The following is a 21,456-nucleotide window of genomic DNA, read 5'->3' on the forward strand; positions in this document are numbered from 1 at the left end:
GAACCTTTACCAAGTAAGAATCACATAACGTCGCTGGGCATCTCGTCCTCTTATTCTGACCAAGAAGCGGGTAAACTAGCTACTGTCGATCGGACAAGATGGTCCGGCACGCACGGATGCGAGAAAACGTCCGTGGACATGGATGTGTGCAGTTCCGCACACGAGGAGGAATAGAGTGACCATTCGCGTTGGTATCAACGGCTTCGGCCGCATCGGGCGCAATTTTTTCCGTGCTCTGAAGGAGCAGGGTGCTGACCTGGACGTTGTGGCCGTTAACGACCTCACCGACACCAAGACTCTCGCCCATCTGCTCAAGTATGACTCGATCCTTGGTCGCTTCCCCGGCGAAGTGACTTACGATGAAAGCTCGATCACCGTTGATGGCTCCGTCATCAAGGTTCTCGCGGAGCGCGATCCAGCTAACCTGCCATGGGGCGAACTCGATGTTGACATCGTCGTAGAGTCCACAGGCTTCTTCACGGACGCAACAAAGGCTAAGGCTCACATCGAAGCTGGCGCCAAGAAGGTCATCATCTCGGCTCCGGCCAAGAATGAGGATGGCACCTTCGTTATTGGTGTAAATGAGGGCGACTACGATTCCTCGAAGCACGACATCATCTCGAACGCTTCCTGCACCACTAACTGCCTTGCACCGTTGGCGAAGGTTCTCAATGACGAATTCGGCATTGAGCGCGGCATCATGACCACCATCCACGCATACACTGGCGATCAGCGCCTGCAGGATGCTCCTCACAGCGATCTTCGCCGTGCACGCGCAGCCGCTCTCAACATGATTCCCACCAAGACCGGCGCCGCTCAGGCCGTCGCATTGGTGATTCCGGAGCTCAAGGGCAAGTTTGACGGTCTGGCCGTCCGCGTCCCAACTCCAACCGGCTCCCTGACTGACCTCACATTTGAGGCCTCGAAGGACGTCACCGTCGCTGAGATCCAGGCTGCAGTCAAGAAGGCTGCAGAAGGCCCCCTCAAGGGCATCCTTGCTTACACCGAGGATCCGATTGTCTCCACCGACATCCAGGGCGATCCGCACTCCAGCATCTTCGATGCAACCGAGACCAAGGTCGTCGGCCGCCTCGTTAAGGTGCTTTCTTGGTACGACAACGAATGGGGTTACTCCAACCGCCTCGTTGACTTGACCGAACTGGTCGCCGAAAAGCTCTGAGCTTTGTAAGCAATGCAGATGCCCGTACATGCCGCGTGCGTGTGCGGGCATTTGCACGCAGAAAGGAACACACATGAGAACCATTGACTCTCTCGGCGATCTCGCCGGAAAGACGGTTTTTGTACGTTCGGACTTCAATGTTCCGCTCGACGCTGACCGCAACATTACTGATGACGGCCGTATCCGCGCCGCCCTTCCAACTCTGAAGCGTCTGCTCGCAGCCGGCGCCAAGGTAGCTGTTGCAGCACACTTGGGCCGTCCGAAGGGCAAGGTCAATCCTGACTTCTCGCTTGCCCCTGTTGCGGCACGTCTCTCTGAGCTGCTCGGCGAGGATGTCGCTCTGGCATCGGACACCGTTGGCGAAGATGCCAAGGCAAAGATCGCGGCATTGAAGAACGGCCAAGCCGTATTACTTGAGAACGTGCGTTTTGATGCACGCGAGGATTCGAAAGTTGACGCAGATCGCGAATCCCTAGCACAGGAATACGCAGCTCTTGCCGATGCCTTCGTATCCGACGGCTTCGGTGTGGTACACCGCAAGCAGGCTTCGGTGTATGACATCGCAAAGCTTCTTCCCTCGGCCGCGGGCGAATTGGTTTTCAAGGAGATTGACTCTCTTTCACGCGCAACCCAGAACCCTGAGCGTCCCTACACCGTGGTGCTTGGCGGCTCCAAGGTTTCAGACAAGCTCGGGGTCATCGATAACCTCATCGAAGTCGCCGATCGCCTTCTCATCGGTGGTGGCATGGCGTACACCTTCCTCAAGGCACAGGGTTACGAAATCGGAACCTCACTCCTCGAAGCCGATCAGGTTGATGCCGCAGCTGGTTACCTTGCAAAGGCAGCAGCAAAGGGAGTTTCCCTGATGCTCCCAACGGACGTCGTTATCGCTCCAAAGTTTGCCGCCGACGCTCCCGCGACTGTCGTCGCAGCGGACGCGATCCCATCCGACCAGATGGGCCTCGACATTGGTCCAGAGACCTCCGCTGCATATGCTGACGCGATCTCCGATTCCAAGACGATTGTCTGGAACGGACCAGTTGGTGTGTTTGAGTTCGAAGCTTTCGCGAATGGCACCAAGGCCATTGCGCAGGCTATGCAGGATGGCGAAGGCTTCTCCATCGTTGGCGGCGGCGATTCCGCGGCTGCTGTTCGTAACTTGGGCTTCGATGAATCGAAGTTCTCTCATATTTCCACTGGTGGTGGCGCTTCTCTTGAGTTCCTCGAGGGCAAGGTTCTACCGGGTATTGCAGTTCTGGAGGACTGACATGGCACGCACACCAATCATGGCTGGCAACTGGAAGATGAACCTCGATCACCTTGAGGCAGCTCACCTTGTCCAGAGCTTGGCCTGGAACCTCAAGGATGCCGCACACGATTACTCACAGGTTGAGGTCGTGGTGGTTCCTCCATTTACCGATATTCGTACCGTTCAGTCGCTGGTTGAGAGCGATGAGCTCTCCATTCGCTACGGTGCACAGGATGTCTCCATTCATGACGAAGGAGCCTACACCGGTGAGATCTCCACCGGCATGCTGAACAAGCTTGGCGTTACCTACGTTGTGGTCGGGCACTCCGAGCGGCGCGAATACCACAACGAAAGCAACGAACTGGTAGGCCAGAAGGCTAAGAAGGTGCTTGACGCGGGCATGACTCCGATCATGTGCTGTGGTGAGGCACTCGAGATCCGCAAGGCCGGGGAGCATGTCTCCTACGTTCTTGGTCAGATCGATGCAATGCTCGCTAACCTGACGGCTGAAGAAGTTGCCAAGTCGGTTATCGCCTATGAGCCCATCTGGGCTATTGGCACTGGCGAAGTGGCAACCCCTGAGGACGCACAAGAGGTGTGCGGAGCAATTCGCAACCGCATCAGCGAGCTCTTCGACGGCCCTGTGGCTGAGGCTGTACGCATCCAGTATGGTGGCTCCGTCAAGTCCAGCAACGTGCGTGAGATCATGGCGAAGCCTGACGTAGATGGTGCTCTTGTTGGTGGCGCATCCCTAAAGGCGGATGAGTTCACGAAGATCGTTACTTATCTGAAGTAGCCGAGACTCAGAACGCGCGGGCATTCAAGATGCGAATGTCCGCGCGTTTTGGCTAAACTTATCGAGGTCAGGCCGGATTCCCCGGCCGAGGGAAGGAATACGGGCGTGTCCGTACTGCTGATTGTCTGCGAAGTCTTGCTCGTCATCACGAGCTTCTTGCTCATCTTGTCGATTTTGCTTCACAAAGGCCGCGGTGGCGGTATTTCTGACATGTTCGGTGGAGGTATCTCTACGTCCATGCGTTCCTCGGGCGTTGCTGCTCGCAACCTCAACCGGATCACGGTCATTGTGGCCCTCACCTGGGCCGTTGTGGTGATCCTGATTGGGCTGATCACCAAGTTCGGGTGATCTGTGCTGTAGGACCACTTCAATAAGCTTGGCATATGTGGGTGTTGTCTGATCGATGATCAGACAACACCCACATTGCTTAGCCCTTGGCACCTTACTGTGGCTCCCTCGCGCTAGGGCATGCCCTGGGCATCGCGTTGGGCTTGTGCCACACGATGTGGTTCCCTCACGCTAGGGTATGCCACCTCCTTGCCTAGGCTTTGAAACCGGCAATATCCAACAATGCGAGACCATCTTGGAGGACTTCTGCATAGGCGGTGTCCTGAGTTGCTTCGCGAAGCTCCTCTATGAGCATTGCCTCGAGGCTGCGCATGGGCAGATTCACGCGCTGGGTCTGACGCCCCGGACGCTTCATATCGCCATAGCCTGAATCTACAGGTCGATCGAGTTCGACGTCACCTGACTGACGATGGAGAGTCACTCCGTCAATTCCGAAGTTTGGTCCGCCAACAACATCAATCGGCACGCCGAGACGAAGAGCCAGCCAACCTGCCAAGAGGAAGGTGGAGGGGTGAGCCAACGAACCACGAACCTCCCCAGAAGTGACGGGTTCGTACGGCGGCTCATCCAACATGGCGGCCAAGCTGTTGCGCCACAAGGTAACACCAGCCCAGGAGAGGTCAGTATCTCCTGAATGGTAGTGGTCACGAAGCGTTGCTAGGTACTTCACGGGGTCGCCCAGTTCGCGTGCCGTGGTAATGCGGCGGCTGGAAATGGAACCAACTGTGGCACACGATGGGCATTGCGGTGCATCTTGCACCCACCACGTCACGATTGGCGTATCTGGGAGAAGAAGGGGGCTAACCAGTGTCTCGAGATTATCTCCCGCGGCGCCGCGGGCGCGGAGGATTGCGATTTCCGAAAGGCCAACTTCCGCACCCACCCGGATCTCAGCGTCAAGCTGAGGGGATTCGCTCTCAGTTGGAAGAACGATCACCATGCGGCATGGGTGTGCGCGTGAGGCACCTGCAGCCGCTTCAATTCCGTCAGTCACGCCATCTTCATTGCGAGCCACAATAATGAGGGTAAGGACACGCCCTAAGGTGACGGCTCCAGTGGTATCGCGAAGCTCGTCGAGGCGCCGAGCTACTGCCGCAGAGAACGTGTTATTCATCTTGATTTTCATTGCAACTCCTTAAGGACGGCGCCACACGTGGCCGTCGCGTGCCAACATTGCATTGGATTCGGCGGGACCCCAACTCCCTGGGGCATAGGTTGCAAGCGTTTCAGGCGACTTATCCCAATACTCTTCAGCTTGATCCAATATGTTCCATGACAATTCGATTTCGCGTTGCTGTGGGAACAAAGGCGGCTCGCCCAGAAGCACGTCCAGAATCAAACGTTCGTAGGCCTCGGGAGAGTACTCGGTAAAAGCGTGACCATAAGCAAAGTCCATGGTTGTGTCACGGAGCCTCATCGACGAACCAGGGACCTTAGAACCCAACTTGAAAGTCAAGCCTTCATTGGGCTGTACGCGAATTACTAGCGTGTTGTGGCCCAATCCCTCGCGCGAATCAAAAGGTAGGAACGGCGGATACTTGAACACCACTGCAATCTCCGAAACTCGCCGTCCAAGCCGCTTTCCTGCGCGCAGATAGAACGGGACGCCCGACCACCGCCGGGTCTCAATACCGAGCTTGAGTGCAGCATAGGTGTCGGTTGTGGAATCCTGCGGTATTCCCGCTTCCCCGTGATAGGAGTTCACCCATTCGCCACCCTGCCAACCAGCGTCATACTGGGCCCGAACGGTGGAGTCTTCCACTGAGCCGTAGAGGTGAGTAGCCTCGAGAACCTTCTCCTTCTCGATTCGTAGCGCGTCCGCACTGAAGGAAGTGGGTTCTTCCATAGCTGTAAGGGCTAGAAGCTGCAAAAGGTGGTTCTGAATGACGTCGCGCGCGGCGCCAATCCCATCGTAGTAACCTGACCGGCTACCAATCCCAATATCCTCAGCCATAGTGATCTGTACATGATCAACATGACTTGAGTTCCATACGGGTTCGTACAGTTCATTGGCAAAACGCAACGCCAAGATGTTCTGCACAGTTTCCTTGCCAAGGTAATGATCGATCCGAAAAACTTGGCTCGGCTCAAAGACGCTTGTGACCACTTCATTAAGCGCCTGAGCCGAAGCAAGATCATGGCCAAATGGTTTTTCGATAACCGCTCTGCGCCACGTGTTTTCGCCACCTTTATGGAGATTTGACCTCCCCAAACCGCCAAGAACAGTGGGGAATAATTCGGGTGGAATCGCGAGATAGAAGGCGAAGTTCCCCGCTGTGCCCCGAGTCGTATCAGCATGGGCCATAGCCTCACCCAATGACGCATACGTGGCGTCGTCGTCGTACTGACCAGTGACGATCGTGACGCCAGAAAGCACTTGGTTGAGCGTAGTGTTCTGTACTCGAGTCTTTGCCCCATCACGGATCGATTTCTCGATAGTGTCCATAAGATCAGCGCGTGGATTGCGTGCCACACCAATGATGGAGAACGACGGCGGCAGAAGGCCGCGGTTGGCCAGGTCGTAGAGTGCCGGCAGGATCTTTCTCTTGGAAAGGTCTCCCGTGATACCAAACAAGACAATCCCACAGGGCCCTGCGATGCGCTGTAAACGGGAATCAGGCCGTGCCCGAAGAGGATTCTGTGTCATAAGAAGCACCCGGCTCGTATCGAAGAAAATGAAGGCTCGGCCCCCCCGGGTCGCGCTCTCTATACAATAGTGCGTCGCTTCACAGCCTGAAACTGTGAAGCGACGCACTCAGAAGGTCAATCTGGCTAGATTCCGCTGATTCTTCAGCGAAGGCTAGAACTTACTTCGACGCTGATAGCGAATCCTTGGCGGCATCGACTACTGCGTCAGCTGTGATGCCGAACTTCTCGAACAACAGGCCACCGGCTGCAGAGGCGCCGTAATGGTCGATCCCAACACTGCGGCCAGAATCGCCAACCCAGCTGGCCCATCCAAAGGTTGATCCTGCTTCAACGGAAACACGGGCCTTCACGTCCGGAAGAAGAACACTTGCTCGGTATTCAGGATCCTGCTCCGCAAACCACTCGAGGCAGGGAAGTGAGATCACGCGTGCGCCAATGCCTTCGGCAGCAAGTGACTCTTGCGCTGCGACAGCCAGCTGCACTTCGGAGCCGGTTGCCAAGAGCTGAACGTCCACCGTGCCTGTGGGAGAATCCGCCAACACATAACCGCCGCGCAAAACGCCATCAGTGGTTGTGCCTTCGAGGACTGGCAGATTCTGGCGAGAGAGAATGATGCCAGCTGGGCCACCTTCATTACGCTCCAAGATGCCCTGCCACGACGCCGCCGTCTCATTCGCATCAGCTGGACGAACGATAGAGAGGTTGGGAATCGCGCGGTAGGACCACAGATGCTCGATTGGCTGGTGGGTGGGGCCATCCTCTCCAACGCCAATGGAATCGTGTGTCCACACGTAAACCGAAGGGATGTTCATGACTGCTGCGAGGCGAACGGCTGGACGCATGTAGTCAGAGAAGACGAAGAACGTGCCGCCATATACGCGGGTTAGGCCATGCAGCGTGATGCCATTGACGATCGATCCCATGGAGTGCTCACGAACACCGAAGTGAAGCGTGCGCCCGTACTTGCCTCCAGGCCATTCAGCCGATTTCACTGAATCGGGAAGGAATGAAGGTTCGCCCTTCATCGTCGTGTTATTGGAGCCAGCCAGATCTGCAGAACCGCCCCACAGCTCAGGAAGTACCGGTGCAAGAGCGCTCAGTACCTGACCCGAGGCAGCGCGAGTTGCAATAGATGTTCCGGTTTCAAACGTGGGAAGCGCATCCTGCCAACCTTCAGGCAGCTCCTTGGCGACTAGCCGGTCAAGCAGAGCTGCGCGATCAGGCTGTGCTGAGCGCCATGCTTCAATCTGTGCATCCCATTCCTTGCGCGCCGCATCGGCGTTGTTTCGCGCCTGCGACCGAGTGTGCTCAATGACTTCGGGTGCCACATCGAAGCTCTTCTCTGGATCTAGACCCAGAGTCTTCTTCATGCCTGCAATCTCCGGAGCGCCCAGCGCAGATCCGTGAGCAGCTCCAGTATCAAACTTGGTGGGTGTGGACCAAGCCATGACGGTGGAGAGACGAATGATGGATGGGCGGTTGGTCTCTGCTTGAGCGGCCTGAATAGCGGAGTAGAGAGCAGTGACGTCCTCGTGGTAGCCGCCATCAGGCTGCCGCCAGTCAACATGCTGGGTGTGCCAACCGTAGGCGGCGTAGCGAGCCAAGACGTCTTCGCTGAATGCGATGTCAGTGTGGCCCTCAATAGAGATGCGGTTGTCGTCCCAGATGACAACGAGGTTGCCAAGCTGTTGAGTGCCGGCCAACGAACTTGCCTCTGAAGTAACGCCCTCTTCTAGGCAGCCTTCACCAACTACTGCATAAATGAAGTGATCGAATGGGGAAGTGCCCTCAGGAGCCTCTGGATCTAGGAGGCCACGTTCGCGGCGAGACGCCATAGCCATACCAACTGCGGAGGAGAGTCCCTGACCCAACGGTCCAGTTGTCATCTCAACGCCCTTGGTGTGGCCATACTCAGGATGCCCGGGAGTGAGTGAACCCCACGTACGCAGCGATTCGAGATCCTCAAGCTCCAGACCATAGCCAGCCAGATAAAGCTGGTTGTACAGGGTAATGGAGGAGTGCCCGATGGAAAGCACGAACCGGTCACGACCGAGCCACTGCGGATCCGCTGGATCGTGGCGCAATACCTTCTGGAAGAGCAGGTAAGCCATCGGGGATAGCGAGATCGCCGTACCTGGATGGCCATTACCGACCTTCTCAACAGCATCTGCTGCCAAGGCACGGCCTGTATCTACAGCCCGCTGGTCGAGTTCAGTCCATGAAAGCTCCGCCATTGCAACTCCTTTTGATGTTCGAGTCTCAGCCCTTCTGGACTCACTGTTCCAAAGTTTACCGTGACAATGATCGCATCGTGTCGCACGAACGTCTTTGTGAAATGGGTCGCACGGTTTGTCACCTGACATTTCGATGCGTGGACGCGAGCCCCTCAGTTGCGCTGCGAGGCTTCACGCGCGCGGCCACTCTCATTGGGATCGTCTTCGCATCAGGGGGCATTTACGCTGAACGCGCGCGGCCAGCATCCCGTGGATTCGAACCTAACGGATAGGATAATTGCATCATGAACGCTGAATCTGGTGGCACAAACACAGAGAGACTGGCACGTTCAGTGGGCCAATACCTCGAGCATCTGAGCGTTGAGCGTTCACTTTCAGAAAACACAGTGGCCGCATACGCGCGTGACCTCGCAAAGTACCAGGCTCATCTGGCGGCGCGGGGCGTATCAGACGTCGACGTCGTCGTCGAGGAAGACGTTGCTTCTTTTGCCGAGACGTTGCAAGGTTTAGCAACTACATCGGTGGCTAGGGCCCTCACGAGCGTGCGTTCATTTCACAAGTTTCTATTCGAAGAAGGCTCAACCGCCTCCGATCCGGCCGCTTTTGTCCGACCGCCCAAGATTCCGCAGCGGCTTCCTCACGCTCTAACAGTTGAGGAAGTGGCCACCTTGATAGATTCGACCGGCTCTGGTGACGATCCGGTGGCGCTACGCGACCGGGCACTATTGGAGGTTCTGTATGGGACGGGCGCGCGGATTTCTGAGGCAGTTAACTTGAGCCCGGACGACATCGATATTGAGGAACGCTCTATTCGATTGTTCGGAAAGGGCCGGAAGGAGCGAATTCTTCCGTTGGGGAGTTACGCCATTAATGCGGTTAACGCGTATCTGGTGCGTGCCCGCCCGGAACTGGCCAAGCGCGGCACAGGTAGCCCGTTCCTCTTTCTCAACCTTCGTGGCAGGCAGCTTTCTAGGCAGACCGCGTGGGGAATCATTCAGGCAGCGGCTGCACGTGCCCATCTGACAGACCATGTCTCGCCGCACACGCTGCGCCATTCGTTTGCCACACATCTCCTTCAAGGCGGGGCAGACGTTCGCGTAGTTCAGGAACTGCTGGGTCATTCTTCGGTGACCACCACGCAGATTTACACACAAGTTACACGCGACACGGTCCGCGAGGTGTATGTGGGCGCACACCCGAGGGCATTGACTTAGTTATGCTTGGGGTGTGACCGCACAAGACTCTCTGCTCCCAGACTCCTCCGACAATTCCTTCCCTGTCCCAGAGGAGCTTTCGTCGCATGGACCGGCTCGCATCATCGCTATGTCGAATCAGAAGGGCGGAGTGGGCAAGACCACCACGACCATCAACTTGGCGGCGGCGCTCGCTGAGTACGGCCGCAAGGTTCTGGTAGTTGACTTCGATCCCCAAGGGGCCGCTAGCGCTGGCCTAGGGGTTAATGCCCGCGCACTGGACCGCACTATCTACAACGAACTCATCGCTTCGAAGCCCGATATCAAGTCAGTTATTGTGCCCACATCAGTTCCAAACCTAGATATTGTGCCTGCGAATATTGATCTTTCTGCGGCGGAGATCATCCTCATAAATGAGGTCGCGCGGGAGCAATCGCTCGCGCGCGTGTTGCGCCCAGTGCTCGATGATTACGATCTGATCATCATTGACTGCCAGCCTTCGCTCGGGCTCCTCACAATCAATGCATTGACCGCGGCACACGGGGTCATCATTCCACTCGAGGCGGAGTACTTTGCTATGCGAGGCGTGGCGCTGCTCACGGAACAGATCGAACGCATCCAAGATCGCCTCAACCCGCGCCTGCAGCTAGATGGTGTTCTCCTGACGATGATTGACATGCGTACTCTCCACTCGCGCGAAGTCATGGCGTCTGTGCGTGAGGGCTTTGGGGACAAGGTGTACCAGACCTACATTGCGCGCACGATCAAGTTCCCAGATGCCACGATCGCAGCACTGCCGATTACGGAGTATGCCCCCAACCATTCGGGTGCTCAGGCTTACCGCCAACTTGCTCGCGAAGTCGTTTCGCGCGGTCAGTGCGCGTAAGCCCATGGATGAGGCACTTTTTCCGGTAGACGAAAACGGTGCTCAGACCTTTGCCGTGGAACTCGATGTGTTCTCCGGTCCCTTTTCTGTTCTCCTGTCTCTTATCGCCAAGCGCAGGCTGGATGTCACAACGGTTTCCTTGTCAGAGGTGACAGACGAATTCATCGCATATGTCCGTTCACAAGATTCGCTAGATCTATCCCAGGTCAGCGAGTTCCTAGTAGTTGCAGCCACGCTCCTTGATCTCAAACTCGCGCGACTTCTGCCTCATGATGAGGAGACATCTGAGGATTTTGAGTTGCTGGAACAGCGCGATGTACTCTTCGCAAAGCTTCTGCAATACCGGGCGTACAAGGAAGTTGCAGCGGACTTTCGCGAGGTCCTGAACCAACAGTCCATGGCTATAGCGCGCAAAGTGCCTTTGGAACCGATGTACCTATCTCTTCTCCCAGATGTGGAGCTCCACCTCGCACCCGAAGAACTCGCCATGTTGGCCGTCCAGGCGATGACTCGTGACGTTGATTCACCTGAGGTCACCCTCACCCATATGCATAACCCAGTGGTCTCGGTGGCAAGTCAGGTGGAGTACATCCTCGATCGCCTTGTTCGTGGCGACCGTGTATCTTTCGCATCACTATGCGCCGATGCGGCAAACTATGCCACAGTGGTCTCACGTTTCATGGCAATACTTGATCTCATCCGAAACGGCCGAATATCCATCCAACAGGATGAACCATTGGGCGTTATCCTCATCACCCTTTCGCCAGACACACCACAGAGTGAGGAAGCACATGCCTCAATGGACTGACGTTGATCTGAATGCGTCAAACGCGAATTCGTCGAAGTCACTTGGCGATGCGCACCACACGGCGCCGCCGATCCAGCCCGGCGAAAGCGGCGATGCTGGCACTCGTGAACGCGCGCTTGGCGCGCTGGAGGCCCTCTTGCTCATAGCCGAGGATCCCGTGCCCGTGCGAGTTCTGGCACGCGCAATCGGCATGTCGGAGGCGGAAACGGATCATCTGGTGCGCAAGCTCTCGGCCGAATACCGCGGGGAAGGCGGTGGACGCACGCACGGCTTTGAGCTCCGCGAGGTCGCTGGTGGCTGGAGGTTCTATACGAACCCGTTGTACGCCGACGTCGTCGCCGCTCACGTGGTTGCGGAGCAATCCGGGAAGCTATCGATGGCGGCTTTGGAGACGCTCGCAGTGATCGCATACCGTCAGCCGGTCTCGCGGGGCCAGATAGCGGCGATACGTGGTGTTAGTGTAGATTCGGTTGTTCGCACGCTGCAGACCCGCGGGTTGATTGACGAAGTAGGTCTGACGCCGGGAACCGGTGCAATTCTGTACGGCACCACATCCTTCTTCTTGGAATCGATGGGGCTGAATTCGCTCGATGAGCTTGCCCCGCTGGCTCCTTACTTACCGGACGCGTCCGAACTTGACGATGTAGCAAAGGAACTGGAATGAGTAACCCCTACGATGCACAGGGTGAGCGGCTTCAGAAGCTGATGGCCCATGCTGGAGTCGGTTCACGGCGCCTGTGCGAAAACCTGATTGAACAAGGCCGCGTTACCGTGAACGGCGAAGTGATTCGTCAGCTCGGCATGCGGGTCGATCCGACACGCGTGTCAATTCACGTTGATGGTATGCCCATCCAGATTGATCAGTCGCTGGTCACGATCGCTCTGTACAAGCCGCCGGGGGTCGTTTCCACCATGGAAGATGAGATGGGGCGCCCCTGCCTCGCACAGTATGTGGAAGGGCGCACCGAACGTCTATACCACGTTGGTCGTCTTGACGAAGATACTGAGGGCATCATTTTGCTTTCGAACGACGGCGAATTGACCCACCGCCTGACCCATCCTTCGTACGAGGTGCCCAAGACCTACATCGCTCGAGTTGAGGGAGCGGTCACTCGTGGTCTCGGCCGAGTGCTGGAAAAGGGAATCACCCTAGAAGACGGCCCGATCAGCGTAGACAAGTTTGTCCTGCGCGAATCGGCAGCTCGCAACTCCATCATTGAAGTCACCTTGCATTCGGGGCGCAACCGTATTGTGCGTCGGATGATGGAGGAGGTAGGCCACCCAGTTATGGAGCTCGTCCGCACCAAGTTTGCCACTATTGAAGTGGGCCATCTTAAGCCCGGGCGCACTCGGGTTATCGCGGGCAATGAGCTTTCAGCATTGATGCATTCAGTCGGGATGTGAGATGGCGCTTTCGCCTGTTCGGATAATTGGTACTGGATTGCTTGGGGCATCTGCTGGCCTGAGGTTGCGCCAGATGGGCGTGGAGGTTCAGCTGGAGGATGCTTCTCCTGCCGCAGCTGCGCTGGCGCGTGACCTTGGTGCAGGGCATTTGCCTAGCGTCGAGGACCCCGAACCGGCACTGGTGATCGTCGCAACTCCGCCCGATGTGGCCGGGACTGTTGTATCGAGTGCACTGGATCGCTACCCTCATGCCTTGGTCACGGACGTCGCTTCTGTCAAGAACCACGTTGTGACTGAGGTTGGTAAGCATACTGAGGCAGCCCGCTACATCGGATCTCATCCGATGGCAGGGCGGGAACGCTCCGGCGCGATGGCTGCGGATTCTGACCTGTTCGCAGGGCGTCCGTGGGTCATTACCCCAAGTCCGGCGAATGATCAGCATACTGTCACAACACTGCAGAAGTTTGCCCTGGATATGGGCGCCTTTCCGGTGGTTATGGCTCCAGAGGAACACGACAAATCGGTGGCACTTGTTTCACACATGCCGCAGCTGATCTCGTCTCTGGTGGCTGGAGCCTTACGCGATTCCGCTCCGGAGACCCTAGAGCTCGCGGGTCAAGGTCTGCGCGATGTCACTCGTATTGCTCATTCGGATTCCGGATTGTGGGCCACGATTATCGCCGGGAATGCCACCGCCATTTCTGACGTTCTACGGCCTGTGCGCGATGAACTCAACCGCCTCATCCACGCGCTCGAACCTGGCGGGACGGACCCGTTTGCTAGGGGAGTGCTGGCAGGTGTTTCGCGGGTTATCACCCGAGGGAACGAAGGAGTGTCAAGGATTCCAGGTAAGCACGGTGGTGCTCCGAGGCGCTATTCAGAGCTCTTCGTTCTGGTTCCGGATCAGGCTGGTGAGCTCGGGCGCTTGTTTACCGAGATCGGCGAGATCGGCGTCAACATTGAGGATTTGGCGCTTGAGCATTCGGTGGGTCAGCGCGTGGGACGCGCCACGCTCTCCGTGTTGCCTGGCCAGGCGCGGCGGTTGGCCGCTGCGTTGGAAATGCGCGGCTGGCAAGTGATTATTGAAGGAAGAGAAAAGCAGATGGGTTTGGTCATTGCCCTCGATGGTCCCTCCGGATCGGGCAAGTCCACGGTTTCACGCCACGTCGCGGATCGGTTGGGTCTGGGATACCTGGATACCGGAGCAATGTATAGGGCTGCCGCGTGGTGGTGTGACCACACAAAGGTAGATCTGGATGATCACGATGCCGTTGCTGCGGCCACCGTGGCCATGCCGCTCGAGATGCCGTTGGATCCACACAGCCAACAGATCGTGTGCGATGGCGTTGATATTACGGAGGCAATCCGCACATCCGAGCTTTCCAAAGTGGTTTCCAAAGTCGCGACCAACCTTGATGTACGCGCCGAACTGGCGCGCCGTCAGCGCCAGATAATCAGTGAGGCAGCCACGGGCATCATCGCCGAAGGGCGCGACATCACAACCGTGGTAGCTCCCGATGCTGACGTCCGAGTGTTGCTCACTGCCTCCGAAGAAGCTCGCCTGTCACGGCGTGCATTAGAAGTGCGTGGTTCTACTGATCCTTACGCACTTGCTGCGACACGCGATGAGGTTGTGCGCCGCGATCGCGATGATTCCACTGTTTCCGAGTTTATGACTGCCGACGACGGCGTGACGACCATTGATTCGTCCGCCATGGGTATTTCCGAAGTCGTCGATGCCGTGATCTCTCTTGTACCCAAGGAACTGCGATGAGTGAACTTAACGAAGAAGAGGTCCAGCGGCTAGAACTGCTGCGCGATAACCTCGAAAACTATGACTTGACTGAAGAGGACCTTGCCGTCCTTGAAAGTGAGGAACTCGAGGAGGATTTCGAAGCTCGGCCGGGCCAACCTGTTTTGGCCATCGTCGGACGCCCGAATGTTGGTAAGTCCTCTCTAGTCAACCGAATTGTTGGCAAGCGAGTTGCGGTAGTGCAAGATACGCCTGGAGTCACTCGTGACCGTGTGGCCTACGAAGCCAGTTGGAATGGTCGTGACTTCACGCTTCTTGATACCGGTGGTTGGGAAGTGGATGTGGCCGGCATCGATGCGTCCGTAGCACGGCAAGCCGAAACCGCGATCGAATACTCCGACGCCGTCTTGTTGGTGGTTGATGCCACAGTTGGCATTACACATACTGACGAACAGATTGTCCGACTACTGCGCGGCGCTGACAAGCCGATCATCCTTGCTGCTAACAAGGTGGATTCGGCGATGCAAGAATCCGATGCCACCGAACTGTGGGCTCTTGGCCTTGGCGAACCTCATGTTGTCTCCGCCCTTCATGGACGCGGAACAGGCGACCTTCTCGATGAGGTTATGAAGGTTCTGCCACTCGAATCGGCGGTTGCGGAGGCGGCTCCACAGGGCGGACCTCGCCGCATCGCATTGGTGGGGCGGCCAAACGTAGGCAAATCCTCGCTGCTCAACCAACTCGCTGGAATGGAGCGAGTGGTGGTGGACCCCTTGGCAGGCACAACCCGCGATCCGGTGGACGAAACCATCTGGCTTGATGGCGAACCGTGGACGTTTGTGGATACCGCGGGTATTCGCCGCCGGGTCCATCAGACAAGTGGCGCCGATTATTACGCATCATTGCGCACACAAGCGGCGCTCGAGAAAGCGGAACTAGGTTTGGTGCTGTTGGATGCATCGGAGCCGCTGAGCGAGCAAGATATCCGAGTGATCCAACAGGTTGTGGATGCGGGCCGCGCGCTGGTCATCGTGTGCAACAAGTGGGACATGGTGGATGAAGAACGTCAAGCCGAACTGAACAAAGAACTAGACCGCGAGCTTGTTCAGCTCCAATGGGTTGAACGCGTCAATCTTTCGGCGAAGACGGGATGGCATACAAACCGCCTAACTCGAGCTATGAACGAAGCGCTGGATTCCTGGGGGACTCGTATCTCCACCGGCAAGCTCAACTCGTTCCTTGGCGAGCTTTCTGCGGCACATCCGCATCCAGTGCGAAGCGGAAAGCAGCCACGAGTCTTGTTCGCAACTCAACCGCGCTCAAACCCACCGCGATTCGTTCTATTTGCTTCCGGCTTCATCGAAGCTGGTTACCGCCGGTTTATCGAGAATCAACTCCGTGAAAAATTCGGATTCAAGGGCAGCCCGATCGAGATCTCGGTGCGCGTGCGTGAGAAGCGTACACGCAAGCGTTAGTGGTAGCAGTGGTGTGAAGCTTGCAGCCGTTTAGTGGTGTGAAGCTTGCAGCCGTTTAGTGGTGTGAAGCTTGCAGCCGTTTAGTGGTGTGAAGCTTGCAGCCGTTTAGTGGTGTGAAGCTTGCAGCCGTTTAGTGGCGGCGTCACAATGTGACAAGGGACCTCGCTTGTACCAGGCGAGGTCCCTTGTTTGCTGCTTAGAGCCTTACTGAATGACCACGTTCTCCGGTTCCTCGCCCGCTAGCAGGTGTTCTGCCTGGCGGCGGCGCAAGCGACGCTCACGGGGTATCTTCGCATCTGAAAGTCCACCGAGGTGGGGTGCGATGATCGTTTCGGGAGCGTTCCACAGCGGATGGTCCTCTGGTAGCGGCTCGGGATCCGTAACATCAAGGGCAAGGCGAATCCGCCCGGCATGCTGCACAAGAGCATCCGTGTTGGCGATCTTTCCACGCCCGACGTTTACGAGAAGCGAGCCGTCCTTCATTGCGGCTAGGAACGAATCGTCAACGAGGCCCTCTGTGCCCGCGTTAAGTGGGAGAGCTATTACGACGACGTCGGCCGTAGGCAGGACCTCAAAGAGCTGGTTGATGGAAAAGACGTGCCCATCGGCATCGTCGCGTTCGCTGTGAGCAACGCGCACCAAATCTACTTCGAATGGCTTGAGCCGTTCGATGACTGCTGCGCCAACCCCGCCGATTCCGAGCACGGCAACCCGCTTGTCGGCTAAGCCATGAACATTGAACCGATTCCACTGGTGGCGTTGCTGCTGCAATTGTGCCTGAGGCAGTTGGCGCTCCGAGGCAAGGATGAGCGCCATAGCCAGTTCTGCGGTCGCGGTCTCGTGAACGGAGGTGGCGTTCGCGAAGGGGATTCCGGCTGGTAGATACGTGCTTGCGCCGTCATATCCGATAGCGGCCCATTGAACTAGCCGTGGGTGGAGACCCGCGAGGTTCTCAAGAATCTTGGGAGTGACAAGTGCGGGTGCAACAACGTAGTCAATATCGGTGCGATCTGCGGGCGTGGACATGTCCCACACAACAGTTTCAACGGGCAGACCTTCAAAGGTGGATAGGTCACTGACTTCTGGAACAGACACCACTAATTTAGCCATATACCTACTGTACTCATGTGCTTCCCATGTGTACGGTCATGCCCAAATGTGAACGCACGTGGTACGAGCTTGAACGTTTGCGGGGAGGGTCTTGCTACGAACGTGTACAGGGAGATTCGGTCCTTTGCCTAGATAAGTTCAGTTCTGCGCCAAAATGTTGGAGAGCACCGTTATGACGCCTCCATCTTCGTTGCTTGGTGCGATGAAGTCGGAGACACTCAAGACGTCCTCGTGTCCGTTGGCCATCGCGAATGGGTAACCCACAGCTTCGAGCATCTCGATGTCGTTTGGATAATCGCCGAACGCCATGGTTTGGTCCTTGGGTATTGAGAGCTTCTCCTGCAAGGTACGGACCGCCAGTCCCTTGTTAACCCGTGGATCCATAATGTCAATCCAGTGAGTACCAGAGACCACGACGGTGTGGTCGGAGCGAAGGTGCTCGAGGTATGGGAGTGTGCCGGATTCGGCGTCGTCGAAATCAAAAATGGCGATCTTCAAAATCTCATCGTTGTACGCCAACTGATCGGAGAGAATCTCATTGGCGTGGTAATACGTGCGCACTTGTTCCATGAAGGCTTCGTCATCGCGTTCGACGTAGGCAGCGTTCTTGCCTGCCAAGACAACGCCGATCTCACGTCCCTTACTTGCGATCGTTCGAAGAAGTTCAACGGTGGCGACGACGAACTCGCGAGAGAGTGTGAATGACGCAAGTTCCATGCCGTCACGCACAATGTATGCACCGTTTTCAGCGACGATGGGCATGCCAGCAGTACTGCCGTCAAACAAGTTCGCTAGCGTGGCATATTGGCGGCCGCTGGCGGGAACGAAGGTGATGCCGCTGTGGTTCAGGCGCCGCAACAGGTCGAACATTCCATCAGGGAGGCTGCCATCTGAGCGCAGGAGCGTGCCGTCCATATCCGAGAGAACCATCTTGATGCTGAGATTCTCATACTGACTTGGGGCCGTGGGTTCGGCGCTCATTCGTTTCACCTTTCACACTGGGCAGGGTGCACCTTGCCAGTCTAGTTGGCCGGAGATACGCACCGAAGAGATGTGTTCCACAGCGTGGCGGTGACTCTGGGCGTCGGGCCTGAACGGGCGTCAGGCGTCGGGGCTAAACGGGCGTCGGGGCTAAACGGGCGTCGGGCTTCAGGCCCGAACGGGCGTGGCAGTGTTCCACACGCCATCTACCTTGCTCGCGCTGAGAATAACTGTGGATAAAGACATTCCCACCCGCCGGGTTTGGTGTCTGATAGATGACGCAACCGAACACAATTCGCATGGCGTAGGGGAGTCACAATGGCGTCACATTCTGCTCGGCCCGCATGGGCTGATTCTCACGAGCTTCTTCGCCTCTATTACGAGGATGAGTGGGGTAGCGCGATCAAGGACGAAGTGGGTTTGTATGAACTCATGTGCCTTGAGATCTTTCAGATTGGTCTATCTTGGCTCACCATCTTGAAGAAGCGGGATGCTCTCAGGGTTGCGTTTTCGGGTTTCGATCCAGATCTGGTAGCGCAATACGGGAAAGCAGAAGTGGAAGCCCTCTTGGAGGATTCCTCCATTATCCGTAACCGGCGAAAGATCGGTGCCGTGATTACTAATGCCCGGGCCACTCAACGATTGCGTGGCGATGGCGGTTTGGTTGGGCTTGTGTGGTCATTTGCTGCCGAATCCGGACTGTCAGCGGATGAGCCGCAGATGGATGTACCTCGAGCGAATGGAAGAATGCAGTCGGCCAGATCTGTGGCGCTCTCCAAAGCCTTGCATGATCGCGAATTCACCATGGTTGGACCAACGTCTATGTATTGGCTCATGGAAGCTATCGGTATGGACCCAGCGGCCGGGATGAGCTCCGTGGCTGGTATGGGCCCAGCTGCAAATCGAGCGTTGCTAGACGGCAACCAAGTACCGATTCTGGGAGGGGGTGTGCCAGTGGGCGGCAGTCGGCCATCGTGAGGAGGCGGGCCAGTGAGAGGGGAGCGGCATCAGGAGTTCGGTGATGCTTCAAACTCTCCGCGTAACAGCTCAACTAGGTTAGGCAGGGTGAGAGTTCTGCGAAGGAATTCTAGGCATTTCTCCTTGTCAGGAGTTGTAACGGCCACTCCATACGCCATGCGCCATCCCGCGACAAGGTGATAAGGGGTGAAACCGCGGGGAACAGCTCCTTCCTTGATTGCTTCGTCGATGCACGGGTTGAGAAGAGAAAGGAAGCGGTTCTGACCATCGTATTCCGAACGTGCAGCCACCATCACTTCAACGAAGCCCACATCCATGACAGCGCATCCCAGCAACCAATCCCACAATCGCGCGCACGTTCCTGGACCATGCGTGCTCGCAATTTCCTCGATTGTTTCGAAGTTATGCTCGAACACTGCCACGGCGAGTGCAGTGCGGTTTGGAAAGTGGCGGTAGAGCACCCCTTGACTTACCTGTGCACGTTGGGCGATAGCGCGCATCGGCACATTAACCCCGGTGGTCTCAAACAATGTGCGGGCCGCATCAATAATCGCCTCATGGTTCTCAGCAGCGGCGGCTGGTCCTCGATTGGATCGATACGAACCATTGACTGATTGCTGTGGCTTCGACATGCTTAGAGTGTAGCTACCGGACACTGATGTCCGGTTGTGTGTTGAAGACTCTAGATGTGGAGGAACCATGTCAGGAACAACCGAGCGACCAACAAATGAGCCAAGTCAACCGGCATTTGACGAAAGCTACGACGTCGTCGTCGTAGGAACCGGTGCGGCCGGCCTCGCAACTGCGCTGGGAGCAGTTGACGAAGGGCTGACCGTATTGCTTCTCGAGTCAACTGAGAAGTGGGGCGGATCCACGTCGATGTCTGGTGGTGGCATGTGGCTTCCGAACAATCCGCTTATGCGCCGCGCTGGGGCAGGGGATTCGCGTGATGAAGCGCTAAAGTACATGGAGGCGACAATTGGTACGCCTAGTGCATCGGCCTCACCTGAGCGCAAAGCGGCCTTCGTGGACGGCATCGATGACTTTGTAGAGACTGCTGAACGGTTCGGCATCACTTTCGCGCGAGCAGCAGATTACCCCGATTACTATCCGGAGTTGCCCGGAGGGAAGATCGGACGAGGAATTGAAGTCAAACCACTTGATTCGAAGATTCTGGGTACGTGGTGGGATTCCTTGCTCGGGGCAATTCCGATTCCAGCCAAAACCGATGACGTTTGGCTGCTGGGACGTGCCTGGTCCACCCCGGGAGGATTCGTTCGCGGTGCGAAGTTCGTTTTCCGTGCACTCGGTGGCGTGGTAACAGGAAAGCGACTAACCGGAATCGGTGCTGCTTGGTCCACAGCATTTGGCAAGACCCTCATGGTGGACAATAACGTGCCCTTGTGGCTGGAATCTCCGCTGGTAGATCTCATCGTTGAGCAGGATGCAGTTGTGGGTGTACGCATCATGCGGGATGGGAAGGAAGTCTCAGTTGGAGCTCGGCGCGGCGTGATGCTCGCTGGAGGCGGCTTCGAATCCAATCCGTCTCTTCGTGAGAAGTACCAAGGGGTCCACGGATCACCATCGGGAAATCCCGGAAACCTAGGTGTGCCGATTCAAGTGGCGGAGAAGCATGGAGCTGCTCTGGAGCTCATGGATGATGCATGGTGGGGAGCATCGGTTCAGGCGGTGCCGGGTGGCACACCCGCCTTCATTGTTGGTGAGCGGTCTATGCCGTTCTCAATCATGGTAGATAAGCAAGGCAATCGCTTCGCAAATGAATCAGAATCCTACGTGGATTTGGGCCACCATATGCTTGCTTTGGATGGCGGCGAAGGACCCTACTGGCTGATCCTTGATGCTCGCCACCAGCATCGCTATCTCAGGATGTTTGCGATGGATCCGCGAGCCAACAAGGCGATGAAAGAACTTGGCATTGCGGTCAAGGCAAAGACGCTTGCCGAACTTGGGTCCAAGATCGGGGTGGATTCCACGGCCTTCCGCACAACTATCGAACGATTCAATGGATATGCTCGGTCTGGTGTGGACGCAGATTTCGGCCGGGGAAACTCTGCCTACGATCGCTACTATGCAGATCCAACTCAACGGCCCAACCCGTGCCTAGGCACAATTGAGCACGGACCATTTCTCGCATACAAGGTGGTACTCGGAGACCTAGGAACCAAGGGTGGAATCGTCACTGACACTGAGGCCAGAGCTCTTCGCTCTGACGGAACAGTGATAGAAGGGCTCTATGCAGCAGGTAACAACTCTGCAAGCGTGATGGGCCACACTTATCCGGGGCCCGGCTCAACGATCGCTCCCGCCGCCGTGTTCGGAGTTCGAGCCGCGCGTCACATGGCTCGCAAGAGCTAAACCTTGGTGGTGTGGGGCAACGGCGCCCCACACCAC

The 21,456-nt window shown here is 56.9% G+C and carries 19 protein-coding genes; 13 read left to right on the forward strand and 6 right to left on the reverse strand.

Annotation, left to right across the window (positions count from 1 at the left end; genetic code table 11):
* Positions 1-175: 175 nt before the first annotated feature.
* The 4 genes from gap (at position 176) to secG (ending at position 3,573) form a co-directional block, all read left to right on the forward strand.
* A complete protein-coding gene (gene gap / locus H2O17_RS06110; protein ID WP_182048882.1) occupies positions 176-1,180 on the forward strand; it encodes a type I glyceraldehyde-3-phosphate dehydrogenase in 1,005 nt (334 codons plus the stop codon).
* Positions 1,181-1,253: 73 nt separating this feature from the next.
* On the forward strand, positions 1,254-2,447 hold the full coding sequence (locus H2O17_RS06115) for a phosphoglycerate kinase (RefSeq protein ID WP_182048883.1): 1,194 nt from the start codon (positions 1,254-1,256) through the stop codon (positions 2,445-2,447).
* A gap of 1 nt (position 2,448) precedes the next feature.
* A complete protein-coding gene (gene tpiA / locus H2O17_RS06120; protein WP_182048884.1) occupies positions 2,449-3,225 on the forward strand; it encodes a triose-phosphate isomerase in 777 nt (258 codons plus the stop codon).
* A 105-nt stretch (positions 3,226-3,330) separates the two neighbouring features.
* Positions 3,331-3,573, forward strand: a complete 243-nt coding sequence (gene secG / locus H2O17_RS06125) for a preprotein translocase subunit SecG (protein ID WP_182048885.1) — start codon at positions 3,331-3,333, stop codon at positions 3,571-3,573.
* 193 nt (positions 3,574-3,766) lie between these two features.
* On the opposite strand, the gene H2O17_RS06130 is transcribed toward secG, so the two are convergent.
* The 3 genes from H2O17_RS06130 to tkt form a co-directional block, all read right to left on the reverse strand.
* A complete protein-coding gene (locus tag H2O17_RS06130) occupies positions 3,767-4,699 on the reverse strand; it encodes a glucose-6-phosphate dehydrogenase assembly protein OpcA (RefSeq protein WP_182048886.1) in 933 nt (310 codons plus the stop codon).
* 9 nt (positions 4,700-4,708) lie between these two features.
* Entirely contained in the window at positions 4,709-6,220 is a 1,512-nt protein-coding gene (zwf, locus tag H2O17_RS06135; protein ID WP_182048887.1) for a glucose-6-phosphate dehydrogenase, read from the reverse strand.
* Positions 6,221-6,380: 160 nt separating this feature from the next.
* The gene (tkt, locus tag H2O17_RS06140) at positions 6,381-8,456 is read right to left on the reverse strand and encodes a transketolase (RefSeq protein ID WP_182048888.1); all 2,076 of its coding nucleotides are present in this window, start codon (positions 8,454-8,456) and stop codon (positions 6,381-6,383) included.
* 284 nt (positions 8,457-8,740) lie between these two features.
* On the opposite strand from tkt, the gene xerD reads away from it, so the two are divergent.
* From xerD to der, 7 genes are read left to right on the forward strand one after another with little or no spacing between them, the layout of a single operon-like run.
* Positions 8,741-9,670, forward strand: a complete 930-nt coding sequence (gene xerD, locus H2O17_RS06145; protein ID WP_182048889.1) for a site-specific tyrosine recombinase XerD — start codon at positions 8,741-8,743, stop codon at positions 9,668-9,670.
* Positions 9,671-9,683: 13 nt separating this feature from the next.
* Positions 9,684-10,535: a ParA family protein gene (locus tag H2O17_RS06150; RefSeq protein ID WP_182048890.1), complete on the forward strand. Its 852-nt coding sequence runs from the start codon at positions 9,684-9,686 to the stop codon at positions 10,533-10,535.
* Entirely contained in the window at positions 10,459-11,343 is an 885-nt protein-coding gene (locus H2O17_RS06155) for a segregation and condensation protein A (RefSeq protein WP_182048891.1), read from the forward strand. The genes H2O17_RS06150 and H2O17_RS06155 overlap by 77 nt, the downstream gene beginning before the upstream one ends.
* Positions 11,327-12,007, forward strand: a complete 681-nt coding sequence (scpB, locus tag H2O17_RS06160) for an SMC-Scp complex subunit ScpB (protein WP_182048892.1) — start codon at positions 11,327-11,329, stop codon at positions 12,005-12,007. Before H2O17_RS06155 ends, scpB begins: the two co-directional genes overlap by 17 nt.
* Complete coding sequence (locus tag H2O17_RS06165; protein ID WP_182048893.1) at positions 12,004-12,747, forward strand: pseudouridine synthase; 744 nt, start codon at positions 12,004-12,006, stop codon at positions 12,745-12,747. The genes scpB and H2O17_RS06165 overlap by 4 nt, the downstream gene beginning before the upstream one ends.
* A gap of 1 nt (position 12,748) precedes the next feature.
* A complete protein-coding gene (locus H2O17_RS11765; protein ID WP_182048894.1) occupies positions 12,749-14,521 on the forward strand; it encodes a prephenate dehydrogenase in 1,773 nt (590 codons plus the stop codon).
* On the forward strand, positions 14,518-15,975 hold the full coding sequence (der, locus tag H2O17_RS06175) for a ribosome biogenesis GTPase Der (RefSeq protein WP_182048895.1): 1,458 nt from the start codon (positions 14,518-14,520) through the stop codon (positions 15,973-15,975). The genes H2O17_RS11765 and der overlap by 4 nt, the downstream gene beginning before the upstream one ends.
* Before the next feature lie 204 nt (positions 15,976-16,179).
* Here the strand turns inward: der and H2O17_RS06180 are convergent, their stop codons facing one another.
* Positions 16,180-17,085 carry an NAD(P)-dependent oxidoreductase gene (locus tag H2O17_RS06180; RefSeq protein WP_182048896.1) on the reverse strand — a complete coding sequence of 302 codons (906 nt, stop codon included), beginning with the start codon at positions 17,083-17,085 and terminating at the stop codon, positions 16,180-16,182.
* A gap of 138 nt (positions 17,086-17,223) precedes the next feature.
* Positions 17,224-18,066: an HAD family hydrolase gene (locus tag H2O17_RS06185; protein WP_182048897.1), complete on the reverse strand. Its 843-nt coding sequence runs from the start codon at positions 18,064-18,066 to the stop codon at positions 17,224-17,226.
* Between the two features lie 318 nt (positions 18,067-18,384).
* Between H2O17_RS06185 and H2O17_RS06190 the strand changes: the two genes are divergently transcribed.
* Positions 18,385-19,044 (forward strand): DNA-3-methyladenine glycosylase I, encoded by a 660-nt coding sequence (locus tag H2O17_RS06190; protein WP_182048898.1) that lies wholly within the window; start codon positions 18,385-18,387, stop codon positions 19,042-19,044.
* Positions 19,045-19,073: 29 nt separating this feature from the next.
* Here the strand turns inward: H2O17_RS06190 and H2O17_RS06195 are convergent, their stop codons facing one another.
* Positions 19,074-19,676: a TetR/AcrR family transcriptional regulator gene (locus H2O17_RS06195; protein ID WP_182048899.1), complete on the reverse strand. Its 603-nt coding sequence runs from the start codon at positions 19,674-19,676 to the stop codon at positions 19,074-19,076.
* A 67-nt stretch (positions 19,677-19,743) separates the two neighbouring features.
* On the opposite strand from H2O17_RS06195, the gene H2O17_RS06200 reads away from it, so the two are divergent.
* Entirely contained in the window at positions 19,744-21,420 is a 1,677-nt protein-coding gene (locus tag H2O17_RS06200; protein ID WP_182048900.1) for an FAD-dependent oxidoreductase, read from the forward strand.
* Positions 21,421-21,456 lie beyond the last annotated feature (36 nt).

The sequence above is a fragment of the Changpingibacter yushuensis genome (genome assembly GCF_014041995.1).
In the GTDB taxonomy this organism is placed as follows: Bacteria; Actinomycetota; Actinomycetes; order Actinomycetales; family Actinomycetaceae; genus Changpingibacter; species Changpingibacter yushuensis.